The 12,143-nt window shown below is 62.3% G+C and carries 10 protein-coding genes and 1 pseudogene; 9 read left to right on the top strand and 2 right to left on the bottom strand.

Translation table 11 applies throughout. The features are described 5' to 3' along the window. The first annotated feature begins 16 nt into the window (after positions 1–16). The 4 genes from AB6O04_RS01015 (at position 17) to hemE (ending at position 3,148) form a co-directional block, all read left to right on the top strand. The gene (locus AB6O04_RS01015) at positions 17–559 is read left to right on the top strand and encodes a shikimate kinase (protein ID WP_368561900.1); all 543 of its coding nucleotides are present in this window, start codon (positions 17–19) and stop codon (positions 557–559) included. Then, the gene (aroB, locus tag AB6O04_RS01010) at positions 556–1,662 is read left to right on the top strand and encodes a 3-dehydroquinate synthase (RefSeq protein WP_368561754.1); all 1,107 of its coding nucleotides are present in this window, start codon (positions 556–558) and stop codon (positions 1,660–1,662) included. Before AB6O04_RS01015 ends, aroB begins: the two co-directional genes overlap by 4 nt. Positions 1,663–1,671: 9 nt before the next feature. Continuing rightward, on the top strand, positions 1,672–1,929 hold the full coding sequence (locus tag AB6O04_RS01005) for a WGR domain-containing protein (RefSeq protein ID WP_368561753.1): 258 nt from the start codon (positions 1,672–1,674) through the stop codon (positions 1,927–1,929). Positions 1,930–2,074: 145 nt separating this feature from the next. After that, positions 2,075–3,148 (top strand): uroporphyrinogen decarboxylase, encoded by a 1,074-nt coding sequence (gene hemE / locus AB6O04_RS01000; protein ID WP_368561752.1) that lies wholly within the window; start codon positions 2,075–2,077, stop codon positions 3,146–3,148. A 181-nt stretch (positions 3,149–3,329) separates the two neighbouring features. On the opposite strand, the gene AB6O04_RS00995 is transcribed toward hemE, so the two are convergent. After that, positions 3,330–6,860 (bottom strand): two-component regulator propeller domain-containing protein, encoded by a 3,531-nt coding sequence (locus tag AB6O04_RS00995; protein WP_368561751.1) that lies wholly within the window; start codon positions 6,858–6,860, stop codon positions 3,330–3,332. A gap of 523 nt (positions 6,861–7,383) precedes the next feature. On the opposite strand from AB6O04_RS00995, the pseudogene AB6O04_RS00990 reads away from it, so the two are divergent. The 3 genes and pseudogenes from AB6O04_RS00990 to AB6O04_RS00980 all read left to right on the top strand — a co-directional run. Further along, a pseudogene (locus AB6O04_RS00990) lies at positions 7,384–7,944 on the top strand (YceI family protein); the annotation flags it as partial. Between the two features lie 89 nt (positions 7,945–8,033). Beyond that, positions 8,034–8,627: a cytochrome b gene (locus tag AB6O04_RS00985; RefSeq protein WP_368561750.1), complete on the top strand. Its 594-nt coding sequence runs from the start codon at positions 8,034–8,036 to the stop codon at positions 8,625–8,627. After that, positions 8,614–9,174 carry a YceI family protein gene (locus AB6O04_RS00980; protein ID WP_368561749.1) on the top strand — a complete coding sequence of 187 codons (561 nt, stop codon included), beginning with the start codon at positions 8,614–8,616 and terminating at the stop codon, positions 9,172–9,174. The genes AB6O04_RS00985 and AB6O04_RS00980 overlap by 14 nt, the downstream gene beginning before the upstream one ends. Positions 9,175–9,232: 58 nt before the next feature. Here the strand turns inward: AB6O04_RS00980 and AB6O04_RS00975 are convergent, their stop codons facing one another. Next, positions 9,233–9,454 (bottom strand): glutaredoxin family protein, encoded by a 222-nt coding sequence (locus AB6O04_RS00975; RefSeq protein WP_368561748.1) that lies wholly within the window; start codon positions 9,452–9,454, stop codon positions 9,233–9,235. Positions 9,455–9,526: 72 nt separating this feature from the next. On the opposite strand from AB6O04_RS00975, the gene AB6O04_RS00970 reads away from it, so the two are divergent. Next, positions 9,527–10,909, top strand: a complete 1,383-nt coding sequence (locus tag AB6O04_RS00970; protein ID WP_368561747.1) for an L-serine ammonia-lyase — start codon at positions 9,527–9,529, stop codon at positions 10,907–10,909. Between the two features lie 233 nt (positions 10,910–11,142). Continuing rightward, positions 11,143–12,141 carry an alpha/beta fold hydrolase gene (locus AB6O04_RS00965; protein ID WP_368561746.1) on the top strand — a complete coding sequence of 333 codons (999 nt, stop codon included), beginning with the start codon at positions 11,143–11,145 and terminating at the stop codon, positions 12,139–12,141. Positions 12,142–12,143: the final 2 nt, after the last annotated feature.

Below are 12,143 nucleotides of genomic sequence, written 5' to 3'. Positions count from 1 at the left end.
GCTAGCATCCATGTCGATGAATCCCGCCTCCAATCTCATTCTGGTCGGCCCGACGGGTGCCGGCAAAACGTCCGTCGGCAAGCGCGTGGCTGAACGCTTCGGCCTGACATTCGTGGACGTGGACCACGCCATCACGGAACACGCTGGCGCCACCATACCCGCCATCTTCGAACACGTAGGCGAGGCCGGCTTTCGTGATCATGAGCGCGCCGTGCTGCGCGAACTTCTGACTGGCCACAGGCAACTGATATCCACTGGCGGCGGCGCGGTTTTGGACGCCGACAACCGCCAATTGATACGGCAGAGCGGATTCGTGGTCTATCTGCGGGTCAGCGTGGAAGCCCAGCTCCGGCGGCTGGGCCGCTGCGCTAACCGGCCGCTGCTGCAGCGGCCCGACCGCGAGCAGGTGCTGCGGGACATGGCCATCGCGCGCGAACCGTTTTATGCCGAGGTTGCCGACGTGGCCTTGGACACCGATCATCTGATGCCGCCGGAAGCCACCGCACGGCTGATCCGGCTGCTGGCCAGCCGCTGGCAACGCACCGAGAACTCCGAATGACCGCTTCCCCCCGTACCGTCAATGTCGGCGGTCAGCACCCTTACACCATCACCATCGGCCCGGGCTTGCTGAACGATGGCGCAGCGCTTGCTGCCCAAGTACGCGGCCGGCACGTGCTGCTGGTCAGTGACTCGATTGTGGCGCCACGCTACGCCGCGGCGGTGCGCGAGTCGCTGCACGCCGCACGGCCGGACCTGCGTATCGGCACCTACGTGCTTCCTGCCGGCGAACAATCCAAGACCCTGGCCAATTTCGGTGCCGCCATCGATGCGCTGGCGACCCTGGGCGCCACCCGTGATGCCTGCATCTTCGCGCTGGGCGGTGGTGTGGTCGGCGATCTGGCAGGATTCGCCGCCGCATGCTGGATGCGCGGCGTGGACTGCGTGCAACTGCCGACCACCTTGTTGTCGATGGTGGATTCGTCGGTCGGCGGCAAGACCGCGGTGGACATCCCCCAAGGAAAAAACCTGGTGGGCGCTTTCCACCCACCGCGCGCGGTCTTCGCCGACACCGACACACTGCGTACGCTGCCGCCGCGCGAACTGCGCGCGGGGCTGGCGGAAGTGATCAAGTACGGGGCCATTCGCGATGCGGCGTTCTTCGACTGGCTGACCGCACAACGCCAGGCCCTGCTGGCCGGCGAGCCAGCGGCGCTGGCGGAAGCCATTGCCCGCAGCTGCGAGCACAAGGCGGAGATCGTCGAACGCGATCCACTGGAACGCGGCGAGCGCGCGCTGCTCAACCTGGGTCATACCTTCGGTCATGCCATCGAGACCGAACAGGGCTACGGCGGTACCGGCAACGACAACCTCAACCATGGCGAGGCGGTCGCGGTAGGCTTGGTGCTGGCGGCGCGGCTATCGGCGGATTTGGGCATTGCCAGCGCCCAGGACACCAACCGGATTGCAGCGCTGCTGCAGGCATTTGAACTACCTACCGAGATTCCGCCAGGGCTCGCTCCGCAACAACTGCTTGCCCGCATGCGTCTGGACAAGAAAAACCTGGCGGGAAGGCTGCGGCTGGTGCTTTGGCGGGGCGTCGGCCACGCCGAAGTGGTGCCCGATGTGGACGAAGCCCGCGTTTTGGCAGTGCTCTCCGGCTAAAATGGGCCCATGCGCGTCTTCCTACAGCAACGCCCCAACGCGGGCGAAGCGCCCCGCTACGTCCAACTGACCCTGCAGCCCGATCTGTTCGGCGGCTGGGAACTGCTGCGCGAAACCGGCCAGATCGGCGGTCGTGCGCAACTCAAGCGGGAGCAGTACCTGCTGCAGGACGAGGCCACTGCCGCCTTCGAAAAAGCCCGGGACAGCCACTTGAAGCGCGGCTTTCAGGTGACTTTCGTTCGTGGCGCCGAGGCGCCGAAGACGTGATGTCGCGTGCTCCGCACGCTGCCAAAGGTGAAGTCGGCGGCTCCGCCGCCTGCCAATAAAGCCGTGGCGTTCGCTCTTCTTATTGACCCTTAACCCTTTGCAGGCAGCACCACCGCCGGCTTTACCATCCTAAGGAAATCCGCACGTGTCCACCCCCCTCCGCAACGACCGCCTGCTGCGCGCGCTCAAGCGCGAACCCGTGGACCGCACGCCTGTATGGCTTATGCGCCAGGCCGGCCGCTATTTGCCCGAATATCGCGCCACGCGCGCGCAAGCCGGCAGCTTCCTGGGCATGGCAAAAAACCCGGATATCGCCTGCGAAGTCACCCTGCAACCGCTGCGCCGTTTCGACCTGGATGCGGCCATCCTGTTTTCCGACATCCTGACCATTCCCGATGCGATGGGCCTGGAGCTTTACTTCGTCGATGGCGAAGGCCCGAAATTTCGCCATACGGTGCGCAGCGCCGCCGATGCCGCAAAGCTGGCCGTGCCGGATATGGAAACCGAACTGCGCTACGTGATGGATGCCGTACGCCTGATCCGGCACGAACTGGACGGCAAGGTGCCGTTGATTGGTTTTTCCGGCAGTCCCTGGACACTGGCGTGCTACATGGTGGAAGGCGGCGGCAGCAAGGACTTCGCGCGCATCAAGGCGATGGCGTTGAACGAGCCCGCCGCGTTGCACGCGCTGTTGTCGGTCAACACCGATGCTGTCATCGCCTATTTGTCCGCGCAGCGGGTGGCGGGCGTGCAGGCATTGCAGGTATTCGATACCTGGGGTGGCGTGTTGTCGCCGGCGATGTACCGTGAATTTTCGCTGCCTTACCTCACCCGCATCGCGCGGGAACTGCAACGCGGCGAAGGCGCGGAACGGACGCCGCTGATCCTGTTCGGCAAAGGCAACGCGGTACACCTGGAAGCGCTGGCCGAGAGCGGCGCAGAAGGCGTCGGCGTGGACTGGCTGGTGGAACTGTCCGAAGCGCGCCGCCGCACCGGTGGCCACGTCGCTTTGCAAGGCAACCTGGATCCCGCTGTGCTGTATGGCTCACCCGAGGCAATCCGTAGCCAGGTCCGACAGACGCTGGACAGCTACGCCGCGGGTGCCGGCGGCAGCCGCGAAGGCCACATCTTCAACCTGGGACACGGCATGTCACCGGACATGAACCCCGAGCACGTCGCTGTGCTGGTGGATGCCGTGCACGAATTCAGTGCCAGATGAGGCGACGCACAAGCTGAGCTGGGAAGACTGCGCCCCTCCCAACTCAGAGATCAACCGTGGACTTCGACCTGCGCGGCAGCTGGACTGGGATTATTGAACGTAGCGTGCGTCATGCGCACGTGAGTCGAACGCGACCTCATTCGTGCGCACAGCGCGCGCTACCGGCATCGTCGCATCGTTATCAGCCATCGGTACCCGTATCGCCCCCAACAGCTTTTCGCAATGCCTGCTCGATCGCTTCAGCCAGCACGTCGCCCGTCACCGGCTTGCGTAAAAAGTCGTCGAAGCCCGCCGCTTGCGCTTGGCTTTCCGCTTCGGCATCCGCCCGCGCAGTAATTGCGATCAACGGTGCGGCAAATCCACCCATTCGCAACTGCTGCGCCAAAGCCAGCCCGTCGAGCCCCGGCAAATCCAGGTCCAGCAGCGCAATGTCGAACTCTCCGTCGGATACTTCGCCCAACGCCGCCAGTCCATGGACTGCATGGGTGACGTGATGGCCGCGTCCGCGCAGCAGCCCGGCCACCACCTCCGCCACGGTCAGGTCGTCCTCCACCAGCAGGATCTTCAAGGCGCGATAGCGCGCGATAGTCCGTGGCTTCTTAGCGGGTGTATCGCTGCCTTCGACAGCAAGCGATCGTGGCATCGGCAGATCGACAATGAAGCAAGCGCCGGAACCGGGGGAACTCTCCACGCCGATGCGCCCGCCCATGGCCGCCGCCAGCTCCTGGCAGATCGCCAGGCCCAGGCCGCTGCCGCCGTAACGCGCGGCGGTACGTGCGCCTTCCGCCTGCTCGAATCGCTGGAACAAGCGCGCCTGCTGCTCGGCATTGATGCCTGGCCCCGTGTCGCTGATTTCCAGGCGCAAGCTTTCTGGCGACAGCGATGCCGCGCGCAAGGCGACGTGGCCCTGATCGGTGAACTTGATGGCATTGCCGATCAGATTGAGCAGTATCTGGCGCAATCGCAGTGGATCACTGCGGACCATGCGCGGCACACCGGGGGCGATCTCATTGGAAAACGACAAGCCACGCTTTTCCGCAACCGGTGCCATCAGCGCCGCGATGTCGTTTATCAGCACGTGCAGATCGAAGTCCGTTTCCTGCAGCTCCAGCTTGCCGGCCTCAATGCGCGCCAGATCCAGTGCATCGTTGACCAAACGCACCAGGTGGGTACCTGCGCGCTGGATGGCCGTCGTATAGCGCTGTTGTTGTTCGTTCAATGGTGTCGCCAGTAGCAGCTCGCTCATGCCCAGTACTCCGGTCATCGGCGTGCGCACTTCGTGGCCCAGCGTCGCCAGGAACCGTGTCTTGGCTTCGGATGCCTGCTCGGCAAGCTCGTGTTTGTGCATGGCCAATTGCCAAGCACTGCGGCGGCGAAGCCAACGCCGGTACGCCAGCGCTACCCAGCCCACCAGTGCCAATGCCAGCACCGCCCAGACGGTGATGGCCCACCACGTCTGCCACCACGGCGGTGCCACCGTGAAGGCGATGGTGTGCGTGTGCGACCAGACGTTATCGGCATTCTTGCCGGCGACTTCCAATTGGTAGTCTCCCGGCGGCAGCTGCGAGAAAACACGCGTTCCACTGGCGTCGGCTTCCACCCAGTCGCCGTCGAAATCCGACAGGCGAAACCGGTAACGATGCCCCGCCACGTTGCTGTACGAAATCAATCGGGCGACAACCTGCAGATCGCGATCGCCGTATTGCAGCCGGAACGGTTCTCCTAGTGGAAGCGCCACTTGCTCGGAAGCGCGGCGCACCGTAATCGCGTCCACCACCAGCGGGGGTGCCTCATCCGTCGGATGCAATGCGATCGGATCGAAAATCACCAGTCCATGCGAAGCGCTGACGATCAGGCGGCCATCCTGCAGTCGCTGCACGGGACCAGACAAAATTTCCTGCCCCGGCAAGCCATCATGGACGCCATAGGCCCGCACCGCTCGTTGCACCGGGTCCACCCGGGTCAGGCCGCGCGTGCTGCCCGCCCACAGGATGCCGCGGCGGTCCACCGTCAGTCCGGCGAGCATGACCTGCGGTATTCCCGCCGCTGCGTCCAATCGCTCGATGCGTTCGTATCGGCCGGCCTGTTGGCGATAGCCCTCCAGCGCGCCTACCCGGGCCAGCCACAGCACGCCATTTTGGTCGTGCGCAAACGCACCCACGGACACCTGTGGCAACCCAGATATCGGCACGAATCGGCTGGCATCGGCGTCCCAGGCCGCTATTCCATGCCGACTGGCCAGCCAAACGCGGCCATCCGGACCCAGATCCAGTTGACTGTAAACATCGCCGGCGACAAGGCCGCGTTCGCCAAAGCCGATGTTTTCGATGATCCGCCCTTCCGGGCTACGCACCTGCAAACCCTGGAGGTCTTGCCCGATCCAAAGATTCCCGTCTGCCGCCTGCACGATGGCATTGATGTCGGCGGACGTGGCGTCCGTTTCAGACTGCGCGTTCCAGCGCCGCACCGCGCCCGAACGGGGATCGTAGCGCACCAACCCGCCCGAATACCCCATCCACACACGCCCGTCGGCGGCTTCGGCCACCGTAAACAGCACCGTACCTTCCCCTGCATCGTCCAGCACGTGCCGGACCAATCCCGTTTCCGGATCCAACCGATCCAACATGCCCGAGGTACCGACGAGCCACATATCACCGGTGGTCGAGGGAGCAATGTCGTATACCTGGATGTTGCCCAGCGATGCGGGAACACCTTCGGTCTTGGCCAGCACGGAGAATTGCCGCCAGGTCGGCGGCAGATACCAAAGACCCGCATCTACGCTGGCGAACCACAATCCGCCTTCGCCATCCTGCAGTGCGTCGCTCCACTGCGGTTTGACGCGGCCGCGAGTCAGACTGCTGTACAGCGGCACGTTGATGGTCTTGTCTTCGTTGCTGCGGCGCATGCCGTCGTACGTACTCAGCCAATGAATGCCGCTGCTGTCCTGCAACAACAATCCGTGAACCGAGACCTGTTGGTGCAGGCCCCACGGATCCTTCGACCAACTGCCATCGGGCCGATAGATACTCATCCCCAACTCGGTGCCTATCCACAGGTTGCCGGTGTGATCAAAGCGCATCGTGGATACGTACATCGACGTGTGCGCGGCTTTGGGCAGCCGTTCGAAATCGCTACCAGTCCAGCGTGCCGCGCCCTGATCGGTGCCAACCCAAAGGCTGCCGTCCGGGCCAAGCAGCAGACTGGTCACGCTTCTGCCCGGCAAGCTTCGTACGTTGTCCGGCTGTGGCACGAAACGGGTGATGCGCCCGCTGCGGTCCATCCTGCGTAGGCCGGCATCCCACGTGCCGATCCAGACCGTTCCGTCATCCATGGGTAAAACGCTCAAGATGTTGTTGTCGTCGAGTCCCGGGTTGCTTTGCTTGTCGAAATAGCGGAACTGCTCACGCTCCCGGTCCAGCAGCGCTACCCCTGCGCCTTCCGTGCCTATCCACACCTGGTTCTGGGCGTCCACTTCCACCCAGGTCAATCCGTTCTCACGTAATCCTTCACCCAATTGCCATATCCGAAAACCGGTACCGTCGTAGCGCGCCAAACCATCCGCGGTGGCCAACCATAGATAACCGTTCTGGTCCTGGGCCATCTTGTGAATGATGTTGGAAGGCAGCCCATCAGCAACCGTCAGCTGCCGAAGTTGCGGGGTTTCTGGAAGCCCCGCTTTCGCATCCACCGCGAATAGACAAACCAGCCACAATGAAATCCGAAGCCACGCATCAAGGCTCCGTCCATTTTTTTTCCGCGCATCCCCGACACCGGCAGTTCTCACCTTTTACTCCTCTACGCGCCTTGACCGCCCCTGAATTCACGACCTTGGCGCTTGGCCGCGTGTTTAATAGCACGGCATCTGTTTGATAGCACCTCGTTGGCATCATTGCGGGAGTCGTCCCGGTTTGCCGCGATGGTGACGTTCCTGTCGTGACTTACGCCGCTCCCACAGGAAATTCACCCACGCCTTTGTAGAGCCGGGCATCACTAGAAAATACTTCCATGTGGGAAATTACGCGGCTGGCTTCGTGGCATGGGTTTAGTGAACCCACCTGCTTCAACCCTTTCGGCGATCTTGCCACCTGATGCAGGTCTGGCATGCCCAGGCTGCGTTCGCAACGGTCCGTTGCATCTACAAACGGGGTATCTTTCCAGGCGGACGCCTAGAATCCCTGCCCATGATGCTCCAACGCCTTATCGCCAGCTCCCGCTCCGCCTGCGTCCTGGCATTCATGGCGTTGCCGTGCTTCGCGGCATCGGTTCCTGCTCGCGCCGCTGCGGCCGAATATCAGCTGGATCCTGTCCATACACGAGTGATGTTCGCGGTGGAACATGCCGGTTTTTCACGTGCGATCGGGACAGTGTCTGGCAGTAGCGGCACCCTGATCTTCGACCCGGACGACTGGACGACCGCTCGCCTCGACGTCACCGTCCCGCTGTCGCGGTTGGACCTGGGCGATGAAGACTGGAACCGGGCTGTCGCCAAAAGCAATCTCCTGAATGTGAATGATTTCCCAGTGGCCACGTTCGTTTCGACCGTCATCGAACCCATCGACACCCAACACGCCTCTGTTTATGGTTTGCTGACTTTGCGCGGCGTAACCCGGGAAGTGAAGTTGGATGTGACCCTCAATGCCGTCAAACGGCACCCGATGCCGCCGTTTCGTCGCACCGCTGGATTTTCGGCGACGGCGCGGATCAGTCGGGCCGATTTCGGGATTACGGCATGGAAGAATGTGATCGGCGACGATGTCGAACTGCGCATCGAGGCCGAAGCCATCCGCACCGGCCGCCCCAACAAGGACGGTGTGGAAGCCACTGGTGCGGAAAACTCCGCTGAAATCGACGAACCTCCCCTTCCTCCTGTACCGGAACCCGCACGATGAGTTTGAAGAACACCGCAGAACGTTGGGGCGCGGTCAGTCAGTTATTTCACTGGATCATCGTCGTGTTGATCCTGGTCATCGCCTATCTCGGGCTGACAATGACCGGCCTGCCGAATGGCCCCCGTAAGATCAATATCTATGCGCTGCATAAATCGATCGGACTGACCATCCTTGCACTGGTCACGTTGCGGCTGCTGTGGCGCCTGTATGCGGGAGCGCCAGCGCCGGTGGTAGGAACGCCCACCTGGCAGCACCGTATCGCCTCTATCACTCATTTCGGCTTATACCTACTCTTGTTCGCCATGCCGCTGTCCGGCTGGCTGTTCAATTCTGCAGCAGGATATCCCTTGCAGTGGTTCAAGCTGTTCAACCTGCCCGCTATCGCCAGCCGAAACGACGGCCTGAAAGCGTTGGCCGAAACAGCGCACACCACCATGTTCTGGATTTTGGTGGCATTGGTACTGGCGCACGCCGGTGCGGCGTTCTACCACCACCTGTTCCAGAACGACGACACCCTGAAGCGGATGCTGCCGCGACGTCGCGTTTCTTCGTCCCCCGTTCCCGAGGAATCATCCAATGATGCTGTCTAACCGCTCACGCCTGGCCATCGCCGGGCTGTTGCTGGTCGCCGCCCCTGCCTTCGCCGTCGAATATGTGCAGGCGCCCGGCTCCACGCTGATCTTTGCCAGCAACTATCAAGGCGAAGTCTTCACCGGTAAGTTCGGCAGCTTCAACACAACGTTGGACTTCGACCCGGCCAAGCTGGCCGCATCGAAATTGGACGTCACCATTCAACTGGCTGGCGCCCAGACGGGCAACAACGACCGCGACGATACGTTGAAAACCAGCGACTTCTTCGACGTGGCCAAGTTCGCGCAGGCGCGCTACACCGCCACCAAGTTCCGCGCCCTGGGCGGAAACCAATATGCGGCCGATGGAACCCTGACGCTGCGCGGGGTCGCCAAGCCGGTCACGCTGACCTTTACCTGGACGCCTGGCCCGCAGCCAGTGCTCAACGGCAAAGCCACGGTCAAGCGTTTGGATTTTGGCGTGGGCAGCGGCGACTGGGCTGACACCGAGACTATTCCCAACGAAGTCGCTGTCAGCACCAAGGTGATCCTGAAGCCGGTGAAATAACGCCTCCAACGTTATGTAGGAGCGCCGTCCTGGCGCTCCTACAAAGAGGATGGCGCTCCTACAAAAACGCGCGTAATTTTTCTTGGTCGAACGGCCAATCCAGTTCCGCGCTGGTATCTTCCCTGCGCAGCACCGGCACCCGCATTCCATAGCGCTCCTCCAACTCGTCGTCTTCGTCGATGAATACGCTGCCGAACTCGGGCACCCGCGCTGCCGCCAGCACTTCCAGCGCCAGATCGCATAGATGGCAGTCATCGCGTTGGTACAGGATTAAAGGCACGGCAAGGTCTCGGCGGCGGAATCTGTTGCGCCGCGGGAGGGTGATTCCGCGCCGCCAGCATAGAATAGCCGCATGGCAGTCAGCACGTTCGACCTCTTCAAGATCGGCATCGGGCCGAGTTCCTCCCACACCGTCGGGCCCATGCGGGCTGCAGCGCGTTTCGTCGCGCGCTGGCTGGACGAACCCGGGCGTCTGCAGGACGTGGTGCGGATACGCGCCGAAGTGTTCGGTTCACTGGCACTGACCGGTCGCGGGCATGGCACCGATAAGGCCGTGCTGATGGGATTGGAGGGCCACTACCCCAATCAAATCGATCCAGACATCATTCCGCCGGCGCTGGAGCGCATCCGCGGTGAGAAGCGGCTCTATCTGCAAGGCCGGCATGCGGTCGTATTCGACGAGAAGCGCGACCTGCTGATGAACAAACGGCAGAAGCTGCCCTATCACACCAACGGCATGCGCTTCACTGCATTCGATGCCAACGATCAGGCGATCGCTACGCGCGACTACTATTCCGTCGGCGGCGGCTTCGTGGTCAACCAGGACGACGCGGCCGTGGATCGTATTGTGGCCGATAGCACACCGTTGCCGTTTCCTTTCAAGAGCGGCGACGAACTGCTGGCGCAGTCGGCGAAAAACGGCATGAGCATCGCTCAGTTGATGTTCGAGAACGAAAGGGTCTGGCGCAGCGAAGACGAAATCCGCAACGGCCTGCGCGAAATATGGAACGCCATGCAAAGCTGTGTGGCGCGTGGCATCCTCCAGGAAGGCACGCTACCTGGCGGCCTGCATGTATCGCGCCGGGCACCCGCGCTTTACCGCGAACTGTCCAGCAAGCCCGAGGCGGCGATGCGCGACCCGCTGACCACGCTGGACTGGGTGAATCTATATGCGCTGGCGGTGAACGAAGAAAACGCCGCCGGTGGACGTGTGGTGACCGCGCCGACCAACGGCGCGGCCGGCATCATTCCGGCGGTGCTGCATTACTTCGACCGCTTCATTCCAGGCGCCAATGAAGCGCGCGTGTTCGACTTCCTGTTGACCGCCGCGGCCATCGGCATTCTCTACAAGGAGAACGCCTCCATCTCCGGTGCCGAGGTCGGGTGCCAGGGCGAAGTCGGCGTGGCCTGCTCGATGGCCGCGGGCGGCTTGGTCGCAGCCTTGGGCGGCACCAGCAGCCAGATCGAGAACGCCGCCGAGATCGGCATGGAACACAACCTCGGCCTGACCTGCGATCCCATCGGCGGCCTGGTGCAGATTCCCTGCATCGAACGCAACGCCATGGGCGCGGTAAAAGCGATCAACGCCAGCCGCATGGCCATGCGTGGCGACGGTAAGCACAAGGTCAGCCTGGACAAAGTCATCAAGACCATGCGCGACACCGGCCGCGACATGCAGGACAAGTACAAGGAAACCAGCCGCGGCGGTTTGGCGGTGAACGTCATCGAATGCTGATTGTGTAGCAGTGGCGACGGCATGCCGTCACCGGTGCGTCGCGACCGGAAGACCGGCGGAGCTTTAGACGCGGATTAACGCAGATAACCACGGATAAAAAGCATTCAATGCTTGATCCGCTTCTTCCCGCGTTGATCCGCGTTGATCCGCGTCAAAAGCTCCTGCCTCTGGTTGCCGAACGTAGACATTCCCCGCGCTAACATTGACGTCCTCCCGCTATCGATTCATCCCAAATGCGCCGACTCCTCATCACACTTCTCGCCGCAGGCACGTTGTTGCCTGCCGCTGCCGCGCAGCGGCCAACCTATGGCCCTCAACTCGAGGGCTTCGATTACCCGCACGAAGTGAAGCGTTTCGCTTTCGAGTCGCAGCGGCAATCGCTGTCGATGGCTTATCTGGACATCGAGCCTCAAGGTACGGCCAACGGACGGACCGTCGTACTGCTGCATGGCAAGAATTTCTGCGCGGCGACGTGGGAATCCGCTATCGAGGCACTGCGTGCCGCGGGTTACCGCGTGATCGCGCCCGACCAGATTGGCTTCTGCAAATCCACGAAGCCGGAACACTACCAGTTCTCGTTCGCCCAATTGGCGGCCAACACGCAGGCGCTATTGAAGTCGCTGGGCATCGACCGTGCTGTGATCATCGGCCATTCGATGGGTGGCATGCTCGCCGCGCGCTACGCGCTGCAATACCCGGCCGCGGTCGAGCAGCTGGCGCTGGTCAATCCCATCGGCCTGGAGGACTGGAAGGCCGAAGGCGTGCCATGGCGGGATATTCAGGACTGGTATGCCGGCGAGCTGAAGACCGACTTCGCGTCCATCAAGCGCTATCAGCTTGCTGTGTACTACAACGGACAATGGAAGCCGGAATATGATCGCTGGGTGGAGATGCTGGCTGGCATGTATGCCGGACCAGGGAAAGAGCGTGTGGCCTGGAACCAGGCACTCGCCTCGGACATGGTGTTGAATCAGCCGGTGGTTTATGAGTTCCCAAAGCTGAAGGTGCCCACCACGCTTTTCATTGGTCAACGTGATCGCACTGCCATCGGTAAAGATAAAGCGCCGCCTGATGTCGCCAAACGCATTGGCGGCTATCCCGCGCTGGGCAAGCGTGCCGCGAAAGCAATACCAGATGCGACTCTGATCGAGTTCGAAGACCTGGGCCATTCACCGCAAGTGGAAGATCCGGCGCGCTTCAATGATGCTTTGCTGAAGACCCTGAGCCCCTAGCT

The organism is Pseudoxanthomonas sp. UTMC 1351 (assembly GCF_040948865.1).
Lineage (GTDB): Bacteria > Pseudomonadota > Gammaproteobacteria > Xanthomonadales > Xanthomonadaceae > Pseudoxanthomonas_A.
Note: the sequence above shows the minus strand (reverse complement) of the source record. Positions and strands in the feature narration are given on the sequence as shown.